The sequence below is a fragment of the Mesorhizobium sp. P2_E10 genome, assembly GCF_056404235.1.
In genome coordinates this window covers 52,627-70,794 of record NZ_JBFUEK010000008.1, presented here as the reverse complement: position 1 = coordinate 70,794, position 18,168 = coordinate 52,627, and the positions used below count along the sequence as shown (strand labels likewise).

The following is an 18,168-nucleotide window of genomic DNA, read 5'->3' as shown; positions in this document are numbered from 1 at the left end:
CTTGACCGCACAAGCACAGGCCATAAAAGGAATGGCCGGAGGGAACGACATCAGCATGTTCACCAAAATCCTGATCGCCAACCGCGGCGAGATCGCTTGCCGTGTCATCAAGACGGCGCGCAAGATGGGCATTGCCACGGTTGCCGTCTATTCCGACGCCGATCGCGACGCCGTGCATGTCGAGATGGCCGACGAGGCGGTGCATATCGGACCGTCGCCGGCCGGGCAGAGCTATCTCTTGCCGGAAAAGATCATCGCCGCCTGCAAGCAGACGGGCGCGCAGGCCGTGCATCCCGGCTACGGCTTTCTCTCCGAGCGTGCATCCTTCTGCGAGGCACTGGAGGCGGAGGGCATAATCTTCATCGGCCCGAAGCCCAAGGCGATCAAAGCGATGGGCGACAAGATCGAATCGAAGAAATTCGCCAATGCCGCCAAGGTTTCCACCGTGCCCGGTTGGCTCGGCGTCATCGAGAATGCCGATCATGCCGAAAAGATCGCCGGCGAGATCGGCTATCCCGTGATGATCAAGGCCTCGGCCGGCGGCGGCGGGAAGGGTATGCGCATCGCTTGGAGTCAGTCGGAGGTGCGCGACGGTTTTGACCGGGCGCGCTCGGAAGCCAAAAGCTCGTTCGGCGACGACCGCGTCTTCATCGAAAAATTCGTCGTCGATCCGCGCCATATCGAGATCCAGGTGCTGGCCGATGCGCATGGCAACACGCTCTATCTCGGCGAACGCGAATGCTCGATCCAGCGCCGCAACCAGAAGGTCGCCGAGGAGGCGCCGTCGCCTTTCCTCGACGCCAAGACCCGCAAGGCCATGGGTGAGCAATCGGTGGCGCTGGCCAAGGCGGTCGACTACCAGAGCGCCGGCACCGTCGAGTTCATCGTCGACAGCGACAAGAACTTCTATTTCCTTGAAATGAATACGCGATTGCAGGTCGAGCACCCGGTGACGGAACTCGTCACCGGCATCGATCTCGTCGAGCAGATGATCCGCATCGCCGCCGGCGAAAAACTCGCCATCAAGCAGAGCGAGGTGAAGCTGAACGGCTGGGCGGTGGAAAGCCGGCTCTACGCCGAGGATCCTTATCGCAATTTCCTGCCGTCGATCGGCCGGCTGACGCGCTACCGGCCGCCGGAGGAAGGACAGTTCGGCGACGTCATCATCCGCAACGACACTGGCGTTACCGAAGGCTCGGAAATTTCGATGTTCTATGACCCGATGGTGGCAAAGCTGTGCACCTGGGCGCCGACGCGGCTCGAGGCCATCGACGCTATGTCGGTGGCGCTGGACAGTTTCGTCGTCGACGGCATCGAGCACAACATCCCGTTCCTGGCCGCACTGATGCAGCATCCGCGCTGGCGGGAAGGCCGGCTTTCGACCGGCTTCATTGCGGAGGAATATCCCGGCGGGTTTGCACCGATCGTTCCCAACGACGAAGAAAAAGCCGTGCTGGCATCGATCGCCACCGCGGTCGAACTGCTGCGCCGCGACCGGCTCGACCGGCTGGGCGGGCGGCTGGCGCCGCATTCCGGCGCCCTGAAGCGGGACTGGGTGGTCAAGATCGGCCAGGATTACCTCTCGGCCGCCATCCTCGAGGGTATGATCTCGATCCCGATGGAAATCGACCTGTCGATCGACGGCGGCAAGGCGCTGACGGTAGCGTCGGACTGGCGGCCGGGCGACCTCATCTGGCGCGGCACGGTCGGCTCCTCCAAGATCGCGGCGCAGATCAGGCCGCTGCCGAACGGGCTGCGCATCGCCTGGAAAGGTATGTCGGTGACGGCGCGCGCCATGCTGCCGCGCATCGCCGAGCTCGAAAGACTGATGCCGAAAAAAGTGCCGCCGGATACGTCAAAAATGCTGCTCTGCCCGATGCCGGGCCTCGTCGTGTCGATTGCCGTAGCCGAGGGGCAGGAGGTCAAGGTGGGCGAGACTTTGGCCGTGATTGAGGCGATGAAGATGGAAAACGTGCTGCGCGCCGATCGCGACCTCACCGTGTCGAAACTCAACGCCAAGCCGGGCGATAGCCTCGCCGTCGATGCGGTGATCATGGAGTTCGCCTGATTTTTCGACGGCGGATCGCAGTCAGGCGTCTGCGGCCAGCATGCTCTGGTCGGTGACGACGTAGACGCAGGCACGGCAAGCATCCGCTCCACGCTGGCTGTACCAGCGGCAGGAGCCACGGATGGCGCAGCGCGGCAGATTTTCGGCCGGCTTGATCATCTGCTCAGCCATCCCTGTCAGCACCTTTTCGATGACGCCGCAGGAATTGCCGGTCCACTGCTTGCATTTGCCTTCGACGCAACGGCCGGCAAAGCGGAAGCGCGCTTCCGGCACGCCGGCCTTGCTCGCCAGGTCGACGAATTCGGCATCGATCTCGAGGCGCGTCGGGATCGGCTGGACAATGCCGTCCACCCCGACAACGCCGATGAGCAAGGCTCCCGGCTCGGCGCGGGCGCTCGGACAGGATTTTTCGCCGGCCTCGGCGATTTTCGGGCTCGCCGAGGTCTTTTTCATATTTGCCGAGACAAGTGCCATGGGTGTCAGCGCAGCATTCCGTTGATCTCTTTGTCGAGCGCGGGCAGCTGGTGTTGGTCGATATGCGCGACCAGTCCGAGCCATTCCCTGGGAAAGCGCAAGACGAGTTCCGGTTGCGTGTGCGTCTCGGCGATCGTCGCCAGCACCGCGTGCTGGATGGTTTTCGCCAGCTTCTCATCCATGCCCTTGGAGAGCTTGAGACCGCTGAGATCGACGACAAAACGGTTGGCCATGAAAATCTCCTGTTAAAAGATGATTTCGTCCACATTGGCAGTGTGCCGGTGCCGGTGCCCGTCAACCATGAAGCGCTTCACATGGACTGATCTCGGGCGCTGGCGGCCGTTCGCGCCGGCGTTGAGTTTGTCAGGGGATCGGCAGATGTCGGGGCGGGGAATGCTGGCGGGCGGTGGCGCGGGAGCCTAGATTAGGGCGACAACCAGATTCGCCGGCAGAATTGAGAGCCAAGTCGAGTGGCAGACGAAAAGACGACACGCGATCCGCTGATGCGCGAGGCCATTGCCAGGGCGGCAAGGCCTGAGGCGCCGGCGCGGCCTTTCATCCATCTGCGCGTGCATTCGGCCTATTCGCTGCTCGAAGGCGCTTTGCAGCTCAGCAAGATCGTCGGCCACGCCGTGCTGGACGAGTGCCCGGCGATAGCCGTCACCGACACCAACAATCTGTTCGGCGCGCTCGAATTTGCCCAGAAGGCGGTGAAGGACGGCATCCAGCCGATCATCGGCTGCCAGATCGATCTGGTCTTTTCCGGCGAAACCAGCGACGCGCAACGCGACCGCCGCCGGCATGGGCCCGAGATGAGCCCCGTGGTGCTGCTCGCCGCGACCGAGGCCGGCTACTCCAATCTGGTCAAGCAGGTCAGCCGGGTCTATCTCGAGACGCCGCCGGGCGAACCCGTGCATCTGACCACCGAGATGCTGCAAGGCCATTCCGACGGTCTGATCTGCCTCACCGGCGGGCAGCGCGGCCCGATCGGCCGGGCGCTGAAGGAAGATCGCCGCGATCTGGCCGAGGCACGGCTCCTCGCACTCAAGGCGCTGTTCGGCGACCGGCTCTATGTCGAACTCGATCGGGTTTCCGGCTATGATCGGGCGATCGAGAAATCCTCGGTCGATCTCGCGTACAGTCACGATCTGCCGCTGGTCGCCACCAACGAGGCGTTTTTCTTCGCGCGTGACGACTATGACGCGCATGACGCACTGATCGCCATTGCCGAGGGCTCGGTGGTCGCCGCCGACAATCGCCGTCGCTTGTCATCAGACAATTTCCTGCGCAGCCAGGCGGATATGGCGCGGCTGTTCGCCGACCTGCCGGAAGCGATCGACAACACCGTCGAGATCGCGCTGCGCTGCTCCTACTATCCGAAAAACCGCAATCCGATCCTGCCGCGATTCACCGGTGGCGATGTTGCCGACAATGAAGTGGCGCTGAAGGCAGAGGCCGACGAACTGCGCCGGCAGGCGCATGAAGGCCTCGACGCCCGGTTGGCGGCGCATGGACCCACCGTCGGCTACACGGTCGAGCAATATCGCGAGCGGCTGGATTTCGAGCTCGGCATCATCGAGAAGATGAAGTTTCCCGGCTACTTCCTGATCGTCGCCGACTTCATCAAATGGGCCAAGGCGCAAGGCATTCCCGTCGGACCGGGCCGCGGTTCGGGCGCGGGGTCACTGGTCGCCTATTCGACGACGATCACCGACATCGACCCGCTGCGCTTCTCGCTGCTGTTCGAGCGCTTCCTCAATCCCGACCGCGTCTCGATGCCCGATTTCGACATCGACTTCTGCCAGGACCGGCGCGAGGAGGTCATCCGCTACGTCCAGCAGAAATACGGCCGCGACCAGGTGGGACAGATCATCACCTTCGGTACGCTGCAGGCCCGCGCCGTGCTGCGCGATGTCGGCCGCGTGCTGCAGATGCCCTATGGCCAGGTCGACAAGCTGTCCAAGATGGTGCCGCAGAACCCGGCCAACCCGGTCAAGCTCGCCGACGCCATCGCCAACGAGCCGCGCTTTGCCGAAGAAGCCGAGCGCGAGCCGATCGTCCAGACCTTGCTCGACATGGCGCAGAAGCTGGAAGGGCTCTACCGTCACGCCTCGACGCACGCCGCCGGCATTGTCATCGGTGACCGGCCTTTGTCTGAGCTGGTGCCGATGTACCGCGATCCGCGCTCGGACATGCCGGTCACCCAGTTCAACATGAAATATGTCGAGCAGGCCGGGTTGGTAAAATTCGACTTCCTTGGCCTGAAGACGCTGACGGTGCTGGAAACCGCGGTCAAGCTGATCCGCCGTCGCGGCATTGAGATCGATCTGGCGACGATCCCGCTAGACGATCCCGACACCTACGCCATGCTGTCGCGCGGCGAAGTGGTCGGCGTGTTCCAGGTGGAAAGTGCCGGCATGCGCAAGGCGCTGATCGGCATGCGGCCGGACTGCATCGAGGACATCATCGCGCTGGTCGCTCTCTATCGTCCCGGCCCGATGGAGAACATCCCGACCTACAACGCCAGAAAGCATGGCGAGGAGGAGATGGCCTCGATCCACCCCAAGATCGACCATCTGGTGAAGGAGACGCAAGGCGTCATCGTCTACCAGGAACAGGTGATGCAGATCGCGCAGGAGCTGTCCGGCTATTCGCTGGGCGAAGCCGACCTGTTGCGCCGCGCCATGGGCAAGAAGATCCGTGCCGAGATGGACAAGCAGCGCGAGCGCTTCGTCTCGGGCGCGGTCGAGCGCGGCGTCGGCAAGCCGCAAGCCGACTTCATTTTCGACCTGCTGGCAAAGTTCGCCGACTACGGTTTCAACAAGTCGCACGCGGCCGCCTATGCGGTTGTCTCCTACCAGACTGCCTATCTGAAGGCGCATTACCCCGTCGAGTTCCTGGCGGCGTCGATGACGCTCGACATGGGCAACACCGACAAGCTCGCCGATTTCCGCCAGGATGCGCTGCGCCTTGGCATCGTGGTCTCGGCGCCGTCGGTGATGACGTCGTTCCGGAATTTCGAGGTTGGCGAGAACCGCATCTTCTATTCGCTGGCCGCGCTCAAGGGCGTCGGCGACGCGGCGGTCGAACATATCGTCGCCATGCGCGGCGAAAAACCGTTCAAGAACCTCGCCGATTTCTGCGAGCGGGTCGATCCCAAGATCGTCGGCAAGCGCGTCTTCGAAAGCCTGATCACCGCCGGCGCGCTCGATTGCTTCGGCCACGACCGCGCCGCGATGATGGCCGGCGTCGAGCGGATGATGGGACTGGCGTCGCTGGCGCAGCAGAACGCCGTCTCCGGTCAAGCCGATATCTTTGGCGCTTCGCTTGGGAGCCAATCGCAGGCGCTCAATTTGCCGGTGACCGAGCCATGGCTCGCCGCCGATCGCCTGCACCGCGAATTCCAGGTCGTCGGCTTCTATCTCTCGGCGCATCCGCTCGACGAGTACAAGGCTGCCTTGCAGAAGATGCGGGTGCAGAATTGGGGCGAGTTCTCGGCCGCCGTCAAACGCGGTGCCGCCGCCGGGCGGCTGGCCGGCACAGTCACCACCAAGCAGGAACGCAAGACGCGCACCGGCAACAAGATGGGCGTCATCGCCTTTTCCGACACGTCGGGCCAGTACGAGGCGGTGCTGTTTTCCGAGGGGCTGGCGCAGTATCGCGACCTGCTCGAGCCCGGCCGCTCGGTGGTGATCACCGTTTCGGCCGAGGACCGGCCTGAAGGCGTCAATCTGCGCATCAACTCGGTGCAGTCGCTGGAGGACGAGGCCAGCCGCATCCAGAAGGCGCTGCGGGTCTTTGTGAGAGACGAGGGCCCAACTTCAATCATTCAATCGCAGCTCAAACAGCGTGGCGACAGCCAGGTCAGTATTATCCTGATCAAGGGAGAGGCGCAGGGCGAGGTCGAGATCGCTTTGCCGGGCGGGTATCGCGTCTCGCCACAAATTGCATCCGCCATGCGCGCGGTGCAGGGCGTGGTGGAAGTCGAGCTGGTCTAGGATGCCGCGATCTCGGCTGCTTGCGGTGCCTTGCGCTGCAGGTTGAGCAGATTGCCCATCAGGATGAGCAGCGCGCCGCCGGCGGTGAAGGCGTCGATCTGCTCGCTATAGAGCAGCCAGCCGATCAGAGCCGATAACGGCACGCGCAGAAAATCCATCGGCGAGATGACCGTCGCGTCGGCATAAGCGAGCGCGCGGGCCATGCAGAAATGCGAGGACATGCCGCTGAAGGCGATCAGCACGATCCACGGCCAGAGTTCCAGCGGCGGGTTGCGCCATTCGTAGAGCGCCGGGATCAAGCCGACCACCGACTGGATGATCAGCATCCAGAAGATGATGCGCACGACGCTGTCGGTGCGCGTCAGCGATTTGACCATGACCACCGAGATGCCGAAGCAGACCGCGGCACCGAGCACGATCAGATGTCCCGGATCGACGGCGCCGACGCCGGGGCGCACGATGATCACCACGCCGATCAGACCCAGCGCGATCGCCGCCAGCCTAGGCCGCGACAGCCGTTCGCCGAGAAAGCCGACCGCCAGCAGCGCCGTCCAGATCGGTGTCGTGAATTCGATCGAGATCAGCACGGCGAGCGGGATCAGCGTCAATGCGTAAAGCCACGCCGCCTGGCCGGTGTAGTGGATGAGGTTGCGGGCAATATGGGCGACGGGGCGCTGCGTGCGCATCGCGGCAAAGCCGCCGCTCATCATCACCAGCGGCAGCAGGATGAAAAAGCCGATCACCGAGCGCAGCTCCAGCACCTGGAAGACATTGAGTTCGGCTGTCGTGGCACGGCCGGCGACCGACATCGCCAGGAACGATGCGATCGACAGCGCCATCCAGAATGCGGCCTTGGGGATCGAGGGAGCAGGTGCCATGTGCGCTATCTCGCAAGTCGGGACCTTTATCGCAACCGCTAGCCGCCGCATTCGACTGGGCCACAGCCGCGTTGCAAAACAGTCATGTCGGCAGCGGAACCTGCCGCTGCGGCAGGCGTTGATTCCCGGTATTTGCCAAAATTGTTGGAAGTGCGGTTTTTCAACACCAACGGGGAGAGTTTAAGATGAAATCATTCGCACGATTTCTGCTTGCCGGGTGCCTGATGGCCGCAAGCGGCGCAGCCCATGCCGACGAGGCCGATTTTCTGAGCTCATTGCAGGGGAATTTCGCTGGCAAAGGCACGGTCCAGGTAACCACCGATGTGCCGAATGTCGGTGTATCCTGCAGCTTCAAGTCGAATGCGACCTCAACCTCGCTCTCGCTGGATGGCAATTGCCGCGGTCTCGTTGTGGTAACGCGGGCCATCAGCGCCAACTTGAAGGTCACAGGTGCGAAATACAGCGGCGTCTATGTCGGATCGCGCACCGGGCCGGCGCAGCTCGCCGGCAGCCGATCGGGCAATGCGATCAATCTCGGCATTCGTTGGGCCCAGGTCGTCAACGGCGATCTCAAGGCGCGGCTGACGGTCGAGAAAACCAGCGGCGACGGCATGCGGCTGACGGTTACCGACGTCGATCCGAAGACCGGCAAGAGCGTGGTGACGAGCCGGATCGATCTGAAGCGAACTTGATCTCGATGCCTCAATCGTCGATCGGTTCGGGCGGGTGGGCGTTGCGGCCCTTGCCGAAGGTATAGCCGGTTTCCACCGCCTTCTTGCCGAACTTGTCGCGCAGCGTGTCGATGGCGCCTTCGGCCATGGCGCGCTTGCGTGACTGGATGTCGACCAGGTCGGGCGGATCGGCCTTGTCGTCGTCCGAGAGGTCGCTGACGCCGATGCCGAGCAGCCGATATTTCGTCCCGTCCGCTTCCTTGCGCAGCAGTTCGAGCCCGGTCTGGAAAATGCGGTCGGCCAGTCGGGTCGGGTCGCCGAGCTGGCGGTTGCGGGTGCGAAGCTTGAAATCCTGCGTCTTCAGCTTCAGCACGACGGTGCGTCCGGCGATGCCTGACTTTTTCAGCCGCCCCGAGACCTTCTCCGACAGCGCTCTAAGCACCGGAACCAGTTCGTCCATGGTTGCAATGTCGGTGTCGAAGGTGGTCTCCGCCGATACGCTCTTGGCGTCCTGGTCGGGGTGGACGCGGCGGTCGTCCTCGCCGCGCGACAGGTGGTAGAGGCGGTCGCCCATGACGCCATAGCGACGCATCAGGTCGCCGCGCTCCATGCGTTGCAACTGACCGATGCTGCGGATGCCGTCGCGTTCGAGGTTTGCGGCGAAGGCCTTTCCCACACCCCAGATCATCGTCACCGGCTGCTCAGCCAGAAAGCCCGGCGCTTCGGCCTCGCCGATCACCGAAAAACCGCGCGGCTTGCGGAAGTCCGAGGCCACCTTGGCGAGGAACTTGCAGTAGGAAAGGCCGGCCGAAACGGTGATGCCGATCTCCTTTTCGACAGTCAGCGCGAACCGCGCTAAGACCACGGCAGGCGGCATGCCGTGCAGCCGCTCGGTGCCGGCAAGGTCGAGAAAGGCCTCGTCGATGGAAAGCGGCTCGACAAGCGGCGTCAGCGCCTGCATCAACGCGCGGACTTCGCGGCCAACGCGGACGTATTTTTCCATATCCGGCGGGAGAACGACCGCTTCCGGACAGGCTTCAAGCGCCTTGAACATCGGCATCGCCGAGCGCACGCCGTGGATGCGGGCGATGTAGCAAGCGGTGGAGACCACACCGCGCTTGCCGCCGCCGATGATCAGCGGCCGGTCCTTCAGCGCCGGATTGTCGCGCTTTTCGACGGCCGCATAGAACGCGTCGCAATCGATATGGGCGAGATGCAGACGGTAGAGTTCGGGGTGGCGGGCCAGCCTCGGGCTGCCGCAGCGCTCGCAACGGCGTGCCTCGCTGCGCTGAAAGGTCAGGCAGTCGCGGCAAAAACCGTGCTCGGGATTGTTGACAGGGGCCGCCATCGCTGCGAACATAAAGAGAACAAATGCAATGGTACGTCAGTCCGAGGGCAGCGACAAGCTTGGCCTGGGGAGAACGCATGGCCACGACCATAAAGCCGCTGGCGCCCGCGCTGTGGGCGGATTTCGAAGACCTTTTCGGCAAGCAGGGCGCCTGTTACGGCTGCTGGTGCACGCATTTCCGGCTGGCGCCGGCCGTGCGTCGCGAGAGCAGCCGCGAGCGCAACAAGGATCATATCAAGGCGCGGATCGAGGCCGGGCCGCCACCCGGCCTGCTGGCCTTCGAGGACGACAAGGCGGTCGGCTGGATGCAGATCGGCCCGCGTGCCGACGTGCCCGAATGGAACAATCAGGGCAGGGGGTCGGCGCCGGTCAACCAGGGCGATGCCACGGATCCAGGCGTCTGGGCGATCTCCTGCTTCTTCATCCGCGTCAAGGCGCGGGGGCAAGGCATCTCGCACCGACTGGTCGAAGGCGGCATCGCCTTTGCCCGCGAGAACGGTGCGCGGCAGGTCGAGGCCTGCCCGATCGACCTGTCGCGCGATTCGCGATCGATTGGCCTGTTCGTCGGCTCGTCGCGGGTGTTCGAAAAGGCCGGCTTCGAGCGGCTGGTCGAGCGCAAAACCGGCCGGCCGCTGATGCGGCTGGTGCTGTAGGACAGCCCGCCAGCAATCATGGGTGTTGTCTTGCAGCCGTGATGGTATTTCCCTACCAGTGGCAAGAACGGTTTTGACGGCCGCAATAGAGTGGAGGATCGATATGAAGCGCGTTTTGCCATTTGTTTTGCTTCTTGCCTGCAGCGCACCGGCGCTTGGCCAGACGGTTGATAGCCAGGGCGCGAAGCAGCTTACCGACAATCTGGCGCGCTATTTCGGCAAGACGCCGTTCGACATAGGGTTTCTGAAGATTTCGGTCGACGGCGATGCCTACAAGCTCGCATTCGATTTCAAGCCGCTCGTGGATCTCCTGGGCAAACAGGATGGCTTGAAGCTTGATCTCACGCCCTATGCGCTCTTGACCAAGCCACGCAGCGATGGCGCGTGGGATGTCTCAGGCAATCTGGCACCAGAAGGGACGATGGAGTTCAACGGGCCTCAGGGTCCGCAAAGCATGAAGGTGTCGATCAAGGGCGGCAAGTTCGTCGGCATCTACGATCCCGAACTGGCGGCTTTCAGCAGCGCGACGTCGTCGCTGGAAGGCATGACGATGACGTCGCAGGATGCCAGGCAGCGCACGGATATGAGTTCTGGTGCTGGAACTGCCACAATAAGCGCTATCAAGGGCGCAAATGGCGGTGTCGATTTCAACATGGTTCAGACAATCGCCGACTTTGCCGAATCGATCGCGATCGATAACCCTAACAGCGGGCAGAAAATCCCGCTGGCGATCAAGTCGCCCGAATTGTCGGTGGACGCTAAAGGCAAGGGGCTGCGGACGAAGCCTCTTCTGGACCTGTTGGCCTTCGCCGTGGCCAATCAGGACGAGGCGAATCTGAAGGCCAACCAAGCCGAACTCAAGTCGCACCTCTTGGCCGCGCTGCCGCTATGGGAGCGGATCGATGGCGCTTACAGGTTCAAGGATTTCAGCGTCGGCAGCCCGGTCGGCAGTTTCGGCGCGGCCAATGTGGGTGTTGCTTTCGGCATGGACGGCGTCGCCCGCAGCGGGACGATCAATTACGGGATCAAAGCGTCGGGGCTCTCGATACCGCAACATCTTGTTCCGGCCTGGAGCGTGGCGCTGCTGCCCACCGATTTCGATCTCAATTTCGGCGGCGCCAACATCGATCTCGACACCATGGCGAAGAAGGCAATCGAAGCCTTCGATCTCAACAAGAATCCGCCGCTGTCGGACGATTTTGGCGAGGGGCTGAAGGCTGACTTCCTGGCCAATGGTCCCAAGATTTTCGTCGGCCACAGCACGGTCAAGAGCGGCGGTGCTGAAATCGCGCTGGAGGGCGACATGACGTTTCCCGATGGCGAGAAGCCCGATGCCAACGTGACCATCGACGTCACCGGCTATGACAAGATCGTGGCAAGCCTGCAGGAAGCGGCGAGGACCGACCCTCAGGCTTCGCAAGCTTTCACCGGCGCGCTGGCCATCAAGGGATTTGCCAAGACCCTCCCGGACGGCCGGCTGGAATGGGTCATCAACGCCAAGCACGACGGTTCGGTGGCGGTCAACGGCGCCATGTTGAAGGGTCCCGATCCTGTGGTGGAAGACAACACCGATCAGGATGTGACTCCTGGCGAGGGGAACAGCGGTGGTGGGGCAGGGGCGAAGCTTAGTCCCTGAGCGCCGGGCTTCGACGCGGCTGGCTTTAGAGCCCGAGCGCCGTCGCGATCTTCGGCATAGCCGCGTGCCAATCCTCAACAACCACGATGTCGTCAGGCACTGGCGGCAGGAAGGCGCGCAGCGAATTGTCGGCCATCAGGTGGAAGAGGTGCGCGTCGGCAACGGCGCTGCGCACCGACACCAGATTGTGCGGCTGGTCGTCAACGAAGGCCACTGGCCGGCCCTTGGTGCCGCGTAATTTGGCCACGGCCGGGCCCTTGGCCATTTCGGTGGTTAAAAGCGGGTGGTTCAGCCCGAGAGCGTCGAGATGGGCGCGGCGCACCGCGCGATGTCTGTGCGGCATGGCTGTCAGCAGGATGATCTCGACGCGATCACCGAGGCTCGTCAGCGCGTGCGCGGCGCCGTCGGTGACACTCTGCCAGTCGGCCTGCGCGTCAAAGAAATCACCCAGGAGATCGGTCACCTCCGCCTGGTCGATCAGACGGCCGCTCGCCGTTTCGGCGATATTGCCGGTGAGACGAAACGAGGCCAGCGTCAGTTCAAAGCCGCGCGACTGGAGAAAACGCGGGAACGGCCGGATGAATTCGAGCACGACATCGTCGACGTCGAGCACCAGCAGCGGCCGGTCGTCGGCGGCAAGTTCCTCGATCTGCCTTGCGGTTTCGGGATCATCGCTCATATCGAATGCTCATGGTCGTCGCCGCCCAGCGGCAACGCTCGGAAGGCCTTGCCGACCGAGGCCGGCGGCGTGCCGGTTTCTTCGGCGAAGCGCAACAAGGTCGGTTCGTGGGCGAGGATGAACTGCAGCACACCGGCGAGGAATCCCGGCTCGCTGGCGGCCCGCCGGATGGAATGGGCTTCGATGCCGGTGATCGCCAGAAAGCGCGGCAGAAGTTCCGGATCGGCGGCGACGAAGCCCAGCGCCTTCACGGCAATGGTTTCGGCTTCCTCGCGCATTGACGCTGCGTTTGCCATCACTACCTTCTTGGTGCGGAAATGAGTCTCTTTTCCGCAGTAATCGCAAGCGTCGCCTGCGGCAAGCCACCGCCCCGGTCCAATGCGGTTTTCGAGATGGAATCCGAATAGCTTTTGCAACTGCGGGTTTCCGTTTCGTCAATCATATTGCCTTAGAGTGAACGTGGGTTTGGTGTGCTCCAACAAGGGCGCATGACGGCAGCCTTCGGGCAGAAGGCTCGCCGGGACGGGAAATCGATGCCTAAGAAGGTCATGATCGTCGAGGACAACGAGCTCAACATGAAGCTCTTTCGGGACCTCATCGAAGCAAGCGGCTATGAGACGGTGCGCACGCGCAACGGTCTGGAAGCGCTCGATCTGGCGCGCCAGCACCGGCCGGATCTCATCTTGATGGATATCCAGCTGCCTGAGGTGTCAGGCCTGGAGGTGACCAAATGGCTCAAGGAGGACGATGACCTCCACTCCATCCCGGTCATTGCCGTCACCGCGTTTGCCATGAAGGGCGATGAGGAGCGCATTCGCCAGGGTGGCTGCGAGGCGTATATTTCCAAGCCGATCTCGGTGCCGCGTTTCATCGAAACCATCAAATCCTATCTGGGCGATGCCTGATGCGCATCGCCAGCCTAGCCGGAGCCTCATGACATGACTGCGCGGATCCTCGTCGTCGACGACATCCCTGCCAATGTGAAGCTGCTCGAGGTCCGGCTGTTGGCCGAATATTTCGAGGTGCTGACCGCCTCCAACGGGCCGGACGCGATCGAGACCTGCGAAAACGGCAAGGTCGATGTCGTGCTGCTCGATGTGATGATGCCTGACATGGACGGGTTCGAGGTCTGCAGGCGGCTGAAGAGCGATCCGGCGACATCGCATATCCCGGTTGTCATGATCACCGCGCTCGACCAGGTTGCGGACCGGGTGCGCGGTCTCGAGGCGGGTGCCGACGATTTCCTGACCAAGCCGGTCAATGACCTGCAGCTGATGACGCGCGTGAAAAGCCTGGTCAGGCTGAAGTCGCTGACCGACGAATTGCGCCTGCGTGCCTCGACCACACGCAACATCGGCATCGAGGAGCTTTTGAGCCGCACCTTCACGTCCGAAGACGCGACGCCAAAAGTTCTGCTGATCGACGAGCGCAAATCCTCGGTCGAGCGCATCCAGAAGATGCTGTGCGACAGTGCCGATCTCGACATTGCCACCGATCCGCATGCCGGCTTCTTCCAGGCTGCCGAAGCGCCCTATGAATGCGTCATGATCTCGACGGCCTTTGCCGAATTCGATCCGCTGCGGCTATGCTCGCAACTGCGTTCGCTCGATCGTACCCGCTTCCTGCCGATCATCCTCCTTGCCGAGGAAGGTGAGGAGGGGCGGATCATCCGCGGCCTCGAACTCGGCATCAACGACTACCTGATGCGGCCGATCGACCAGCAGGAGTTGCTGGCGCGGCTGCGCACGCAGGTGCGCCGCAAGCGCTATAACGACCAGCTCCGCGCCAGCGTCACCCAGACCATCGAGATGGCGGTGACCGATGGACTGACCGGGCTGCACAACCGCCGCTACCTCGACAGCCATCTGCAGACGCTGTTCGATCGCGCCGTGGCGCGACGACGGCCCCTTTCGGTGATGATCACCGATCTCGACCGCTTCAAGACGATCAATGACGCGTATGGTCATGACGGTGGCGATGCGGTGCTGCGCGAATTCGCGCGGCGGCTGCGTAAGAATGTGCGCGGCATCGACCTTGCCTGCCGCTTCGGCGGCGAGGAATTCGTGGTGGTGATGCCGGACACGGATGGCGCGGTCGCCGAAAGGGTTGCCGAGCGTATTCGCGCCGAAATCGCCCAGCTGCCCTTTGCCCTCGGTCATGAGGGCAAGACGGTCGAAGTCACCGTCAGCGTCGGTGTATCGTCGGTGCTCAAGGGGGCGGATACGGTCGCGGGACTGATGAAGCGCGCCGATCTTGCGCTCTATGAAGCCAAGAGCGGCGGCCGCAATCGCGTCGTTGCCAAGGCGGCTTAGGGCCTGTTCCATCCCGATGGACGCGGGATGGAGTTCTATCTCGGTGTTCGAGCATGATCTTTTCTAATCATGCCCAGGGGCCGGCGCCCGATTATCCTGTCAACCCGACAGGGTTACGAATTTACCTTAATCCAAGCGATTCGGGAGCCTTGGTTAAGAAACTGTTGATTTCCATAAGCTGTTGCGCAAATGTGCAGCCCATAGACGGAGCCGGCGCGAGGACAGATTGCCGGATCGATCCGAAAAATACCCCATGATGCTCAGGTCCGCCGCATCTCCTGGGTCCGTGGGGTCGGCCGGCCGGCGCTGGCACATAGTGGCCTCCTCGTACCGCTGCCAACCGCCGACCGGCCCCCTTCTCTCAAAAGGATTACATCAGGATTCCGCGCCAAACTTCGGAAGTTTCGTGCTTTTCAGCGCGCCTTGAAACAAAAACGCCGCCCAATGGGCGGCGTTTTTGTATCGCGGAGAGAAACCAGATCACTTGATCTTGGTTTCCTTGAACTCGACGTGCTTCTTGGCGACCGGGTCGTATTTGCGGAACGACAGCTTGTCGGTCTTGGTGCGGCTGTTCTTGCTGGTCACGTAGAAGAAACCGGTGTCGGCGGTCGACAGAAGCTTGATCTTGATATTTGCGGCTTTGGCCATGATGTTCGTCCGTTGTGTTGGTGGAGTTTTAGCCGCTGGAGCACGGGGAAACACCCGGACGCGGGAAACTTGGCGCGACACATAAAGAAAGCGCCCTGAAAGTCAAGCCCGCGCGGCTTGGTCACGAATTCCCGAGCCGGTCTGGAGCCCACCGTTCCCCTTTGTCAGGCGTCCTCCTTGAGCGGCGAGGCGGCCTTCTTCCAGTCACCCGTCGTGTTCCACCAGCGATTCGGATTGGCCTGGTCATCCAGCCCCTTGGACCGGCTGGCGAGGATTGGCTGAATGCGGATCACCGGTTCCTGATAGGAGTGCGCCTGGAAGATTGCCTCGACCACCCGGGAGGCCAGTGCCTGGTCATCGGGCAATTCGAACGAAACCTCCACCGTGCCCGGGCGACGCCGCAGTTCGGTCTCCGGCCCCGCGGCAGTGCCTTCCAGGGGCCTGTAGCGTTCGATGCCGTGCGCCGACTGATAGGCATTGCGGTCATATTTGCCCATGACCAGCGGCGCTATCGCGACCACGGCGTCCATGATGCGGTCGACATCCGCGGCCGGCGCCTGGAAGGTCACAAGCAGCAGAAGCGTCATTCGAAGGGATGTGGTTTCAAAGCCGCTGTCGATCATGGAGATATCCTCAACTCAAGGTGTTTTCGAGGACACTCTTTTACCCGGAGGCTCCTGACACGGTTCTGTCAGCAGCCACAGCGAGCGGCTATGAACGCAGGGCTGGCGGCCATGCAGTGCGCTACAGGATCTTTCGCAACAGCCTGACGCCGACCAGCGCGATATAGGCGCCGAAGAACAGGCCCAGCGCCCAACCGAAACCGGACGGTCCAAAAGCGTCCATGCCAATGCCGATCGCCTGCGGCCCGAGCACCATGCCGACGCCATAGCAGAGCACGAAGGCAGCGTTGGCGGATGCCAGTTCATGGCCGGAGAGCTGGGAGCCGAGATGAGCGAGGCCGATCGTGTACATGGCCGCGACCACACCGCCCCAGACGAACAGCAGTGCCGCCATCAGATGCCAGTTCTGGGCGAAGAACGGCATGAAGATGGTGCCTGCCAGTCCGACGATGGCGCAGGCCAGAAGCAGATAGCGGCGGTCTGAGACGCGGTCGCTGATCATGCCGATCGGGATCTGCAACAGCACGTTGCCGAGGCCGATCATGGTCAGCAGCAGGGCGGCGTCGGCCTCGGAGTAGCCGATGCGGTTGCCGTAGACCGGGAACAGCGCAAAACCGCCGGTTTCGACGGCGCCGAATACCAGCACGGCAGCGGTCGCCGTCGGCACCAGCCAGATGTAGCGCAGGAAATTGCTGGTCTCGCCGTCGGCCACAATGGTGGGGCTTTCGTTCCGCGCGGCCAGCACCGGTATGGCGGCCAGCGTCACCAATCCGATGATGACGCCGAAGGGCGCGAAGCCGGAACTGCCGAGATGGGCGAACAGCCACGGTCCCGCGGCAAAGCCGAGCGACAGGACGGTGGCGTAGATGCCGAGAACCAGGCCACGCCGGTGCGGCGGCGCCGAGGTGCTGATCCAGAACTCCGACAGGATGAACAGCACCGTCAGCGCGATGTGCAGCACGATGCGCAATGGAAACCACATCCAGAAATCCGGCGCGAAATGGAAACCGACGAAGGCGAGCGCCCCCGCGACAATCATGGCAATCATGGTCCATGCGACGCCGAAGCGCATGGCGAGCGGGGTGGCAAGTGGGGCGCCGGCGATCGAGGCCAGGCCGGCGACCGCGGTGTTGAGGCCGATCATCGATGCCGAATGGCCGCGCGTTTCCAAGATGACGCTGAGCAGCGGCATGCCGAGGCCGATGGCGATGCCGACGACGCTGATCGACGAGATCGCCGCGATCATCGGCAGCCAGTGTACGCGTTCGTCGCCCTGTGGTTGGGTATCGACCGTCATGAGATGCCTGATTACTCGATGCTTTACAGAATTTCGCGGGTGAAGCGGTTGCGGACCAGCCGGTAGAAGGGCACCGAACCACCGGGATGCAGCAGCGGATCGCGGGCGAGCCGGGTCTGCAACTCGTCCAGGATCATGCGGGTGATGTCGGGTATGTCGGCCTCCCTGGCCTTGGCCAGCGGCAACCAGACCAGTTCTTCCAGTTCGTTGGTCGGGCCGCCACCCGGCAATTCGACCACCACATCGCTGCGCCACGCGCTGAGGAAGCGCGTGTCGAAACGGCGCACCCGGTTGGGCGGGGTGATGGCGCGGGCAATGAAGCGCAGCGCTGCCAGCGAAGGCGTTACGCCGTGCTCGACGAAACCCTGCCAATCGCGCTTGTCCGTCGCAAAGGCGCCTTTCTGACCGATGAGCAGGCCGGCTTCCTCGTAGGTTTCGCGGATTGCTGAGAGCGCAATGGCGCGGGCACGCGCCAGGCTGGTGCGGCCGACGCCGGCGGTCAAATTCGCTTCTTCCTGCGGATGCAAGGCGGTGGCGACGGGGATACGGCTGTCGGCGGGATCGGTGCGGCCGCCGGGAAAGACGAATTTCCCCGGCATGAAGGCGTGGCCGGCGTGGCGACGGCCCATCAGCACCAGAAACTCATCGCCCTGGCGGTCGAGCAGGATCAGCGTCGCGGCGTCACGCGGGCGCATAGGCCTGGCGTCACGCGGTATTTCGCGCCGCTCAACCCTGTCGACTTCTGCCTTGGTCATCCCGTCCATACGCTCGACCTGATGCATGCCGCCCAAAAGTGCGTAGCGGTTTGGGACAACGACATGCATGAAAACACAAATCAAAAGCGCGTCGCATGAATCCCTTCACACGCGACGCGCTTTAGCGG

General features: G+C 62.9%; 17 protein-coding genes. 7 read left to right on the top strand and 10 right to left on the bottom strand.

Annotated features, from left to right (window positions below; all coding sequences use genetic code 11):
- The first annotated feature begins 55 nt into the window (after positions 1–55).
- A complete protein-coding gene (locus tag AC1D0N_RS21275) occupies positions 56–2,068 on the top strand; it encodes an acetyl-CoA carboxylase biotin carboxylase subunit (protein WP_477247338.1) in 2,013 nt (670 codons plus the stop codon).
- Positions 2,069–2,089: 21 nt separating this feature from the next.
- On the opposite strand, the gene AC1D0N_RS21270 is transcribed toward AC1D0N_RS21275, so the two are convergent.
- A complete protein-coding gene (locus AC1D0N_RS21270; protein ID WP_477247336.1) occupies positions 2,090–2,521 on the bottom strand; it encodes a hypothetical protein in 432 nt (143 codons plus the stop codon).
- Positions 2,522–2,547: 26 nt separating this feature from the next.
- Entirely contained in the window at positions 2,548–2,775 is a 228-nt protein-coding gene (locus AC1D0N_RS21265; RefSeq protein WP_477247334.1) for a hypothetical protein, read from the bottom strand.
- Between the two features lie 270 nt (positions 2,776–3,045).
- Between AC1D0N_RS21265 and dnaE the strand changes: the two genes are divergently transcribed.
- Complete coding sequence (gene dnaE / locus AC1D0N_RS21260) at positions 3,046–6,540, top strand: DNA polymerase III subunit alpha (protein WP_477247695.1); 3,495 nt, start codon at positions 3,046–3,048, stop codon at positions 6,538–6,540.
- Here dnaE and AC1D0N_RS21255 read toward each other — a convergent pair.
- Positions 6,537–7,418, bottom strand: coding sequence for a DMT family transporter (locus tag AC1D0N_RS21255; RefSeq protein ID WP_477247332.1), 882 nt, complete (start codon positions 7,416–7,418; stop codon positions 6,537–6,539). The genes dnaE and AC1D0N_RS21255 overlap by 4 nt on opposite strands.
- A gap of 185 nt (positions 7,419–7,603) precedes the next feature.
- Here AC1D0N_RS21255 and AC1D0N_RS21250 point away from each other — a divergent pair, with 185 nt between their 5' ends.
- Positions 7,604–8,110: a hypothetical protein gene (locus AC1D0N_RS21250; RefSeq protein WP_477247330.1), complete on the top strand. Its 507-nt coding sequence runs from the start codon at positions 7,604–7,606 to the stop codon at positions 8,108–8,110.
- 10 nt (positions 8,111–8,120) lie between these two features.
- Here AC1D0N_RS21250 and AC1D0N_RS21245 read toward each other — a convergent pair whose 3' ends face one another.
- Positions 8,121–9,449: a DNA polymerase IV gene (locus AC1D0N_RS21245; RefSeq protein WP_477247328.1), complete on the bottom strand. Its 1,329-nt coding sequence runs from the start codon at positions 9,447–9,449 to the stop codon at positions 8,121–8,123.
- Positions 9,450–9,514: 65 nt separating this feature from the next.
- On the opposite strand from AC1D0N_RS21245, the gene AC1D0N_RS21240 reads away from it, so the two are divergent.
- Positions 9,515–10,090: an N-acetyltransferase family protein gene (locus AC1D0N_RS21240; protein ID WP_477247326.1), complete on the top strand. Its 576-nt coding sequence runs from the start codon at positions 9,515–9,517 to the stop codon at positions 10,088–10,090.
- Between the two features lie 103 nt (positions 10,091–10,193).
- A complete protein-coding gene (locus AC1D0N_RS21235; protein WP_477247325.1) occupies positions 10,194–11,726 on the top strand; it encodes a hypothetical protein in 1,533 nt (510 codons plus the stop codon).
- Positions 11,727–11,751: 25 nt separating this feature from the next.
- Here AC1D0N_RS21235 and AC1D0N_RS21230 read toward each other — a convergent pair whose 3' ends face one another.
- Positions 11,752–12,405 (bottom strand): hypothetical protein, encoded by a 654-nt coding sequence (locus AC1D0N_RS21230; protein WP_477247323.1) that lies wholly within the window; start codon positions 12,403–12,405, stop codon positions 11,752–11,754.
- Positions 12,402–12,701, bottom strand: coding sequence for a DUF3572 domain-containing protein (locus tag AC1D0N_RS21225; RefSeq protein WP_477247322.1), 300 nt, complete (start codon positions 12,699–12,701; stop codon positions 12,402–12,404). The genes AC1D0N_RS21230 and AC1D0N_RS21225 overlap by 4 nt, the downstream gene beginning before the upstream one ends.
- A 237-nt stretch (positions 12,702–12,938) precedes the next feature.
- Between AC1D0N_RS21225 and AC1D0N_RS21220 the strand changes: the two genes are divergently transcribed.
- Together AC1D0N_RS21220 and AC1D0N_RS21215 are read left to right on the top strand one after the other, a co-directional pair.
- Positions 12,939–13,310 (top strand): response regulator, encoded by a 372-nt coding sequence (locus AC1D0N_RS21220; RefSeq protein ID WP_023667574.1) that lies wholly within the window; start codon positions 12,939–12,941, stop codon positions 13,308–13,310.
- A 33-nt stretch (positions 13,311–13,343) separates the two neighbouring features.
- Entirely contained in the window at positions 13,344–14,717 is a 1,374-nt protein-coding gene (locus tag AC1D0N_RS21215) for a PleD family two-component system response regulator (RefSeq protein WP_477247319.1), read from the top strand.
- Positions 14,718–15,197: 480 nt separating this feature from the next.
- Here the strand turns inward: AC1D0N_RS21215 and rpmG are convergent, their stop codons facing one another.
- The 4 genes from rpmG to AC1D0N_RS21195 form a co-directional block, all read right to left on the bottom strand.
- Entirely contained in the window at positions 15,198–15,365 is a 168-nt protein-coding gene (gene rpmG / locus AC1D0N_RS21210) for a 50S ribosomal protein L33 (RefSeq protein ID WP_006201775.1), read from the bottom strand.
- Between the two features lie 164 nt (positions 15,366–15,529).
- Entirely contained in the window at positions 15,530–15,988 is a 459-nt protein-coding gene (locus AC1D0N_RS21205) for a YqfO family protein (RefSeq protein ID WP_477247317.1), read from the bottom strand.
- A gap of 121 nt (positions 15,989–16,109) precedes the next feature.
- Positions 16,110–17,285 carry an MFS transporter gene (locus tag AC1D0N_RS21200; RefSeq protein WP_477247315.1) on the bottom strand — a complete coding sequence of 392 codons (1,176 nt, stop codon included), beginning with the start codon at positions 17,283–17,285 and terminating at the stop codon, positions 16,110–16,112.
- A 23-nt stretch (positions 17,286–17,308) separates the two neighbouring features.
- Positions 17,309–18,049: an NUDIX hydrolase gene (locus tag AC1D0N_RS21195; RefSeq protein WP_477247693.1), complete on the bottom strand. Its 741-nt coding sequence runs from the start codon at positions 18,047–18,049 to the stop codon at positions 17,309–17,311.
- Positions 18,050–18,168: the final 119 nt, after the last annotated feature.

What these genes read in the sequence shown, in the direction of transcription:
- AC1D0N_RS21275 (WP_477247338.1), top strand. Translation starts at nt 56, where the DNA reads ATGTTCACCAAAATCCTGATCGCCAACCGCGGCGAGATCGCTTGCCGT.
- AC1D0N_RS21270 (WP_477247336.1), bottom strand. Translation starts at nt 2,521, where the DNA reads ATGAAAAAGACCTCGGCGAGCCCGAAAATCGCCGAGGCCGGCGAAAAA.
- AC1D0N_RS21265 (WP_477247334.1), bottom strand. Translation starts at nt 2,775, where the DNA reads ATGGCCAACCGTTTTGTCGTCGATCTCAGCGGTCTCAAGCTCTCCAAG.
- dnaE (WP_477247695.1), top strand. Translation starts at nt 3,046, where the DNA reads ATGCGCGAGGCCATTGCCAGGGCGGCAAGGCCTGAGGCGCCGGCGCGG.
- AC1D0N_RS21255 (WP_477247332.1), bottom strand. Translation starts at nt 7,418, where the DNA reads ATGGCACCTGCTCCCTCGATCCCCAAGGCCGCATTCTGGATGGCGCTG.
- AC1D0N_RS21250 (WP_477247330.1), top strand. Translation starts at nt 7,604, where the DNA reads ATGAAATCATTCGCACGATTTCTGCTTGCCGGGTGCCTGATGGCCGCA.
- AC1D0N_RS21245 (WP_477247328.1), bottom strand. Translation starts at nt 9,449, where the DNA reads ATGTTCGCAGCGATGGCGGCCCCTGTCAACAATCCCGAGCACGGTTTT.
- AC1D0N_RS21240 (WP_477247326.1), top strand. Translation starts at nt 9,515, where the DNA reads ATGGCCACGACCATAAAGCCGCTGGCGCCCGCGCTGTGGGCGGATTTC.
- AC1D0N_RS21235 (WP_477247325.1), top strand. Translation starts at nt 10,194, where the DNA reads ATGAAGCGCGTTTTGCCATTTGTTTTGCTTCTTGCCTGCAGCGCACCG.
- AC1D0N_RS21230 (WP_477247323.1), bottom strand. Translation starts at nt 12,405, where the DNA reads ATGAGCGATGATCCCGAAACCGCAAGGCAGATCGAGGAACTTGCCGCC.
- AC1D0N_RS21225 (WP_477247322.1), bottom strand. Translation starts at nt 12,701, where the DNA reads ATGGCAAACGCAGCGTCAATGCGCGAGGAAGCCGAAACCATTGCCGTG.
- AC1D0N_RS21220 (WP_023667574.1), top strand. Translation starts at nt 12,939, where the DNA reads ATGCCTAAGAAGGTCATGATCGTCGAGGACAACGAGCTCAACATGAAG.
- AC1D0N_RS21215 (WP_477247319.1), top strand. Translation starts at nt 13,344, where the DNA reads ATGACTGCGCGGATCCTCGTCGTCGACGACATCCCTGCCAATGTGAAG.
- rpmG (WP_006201775.1), bottom strand. Translation starts at nt 15,365, where the DNA reads ATGGCCAAAGCCGCAAATATCAAGATCAAGCTTCTGTCGACCGCCGAC.
- AC1D0N_RS21205 (WP_477247317.1), bottom strand. Translation starts at nt 15,988, where the DNA reads ATGATCGACAGCGGCTTTGAAACCACATCCCTTCGAATGACGCTTCTG.
- AC1D0N_RS21200 (WP_477247315.1), bottom strand. Translation starts at nt 17,285, where the DNA reads ATGACGGTCGATACCCAACCACAGGGCGACGAACGCGTACACTGGCTG.
- AC1D0N_RS21195 (WP_477247693.1), bottom strand. Translation starts at nt 18,049, where the DNA reads ATGGACGGGATGACCAAGGCAGAAGTCGACAGGGTTGAGCGGCGCGAA.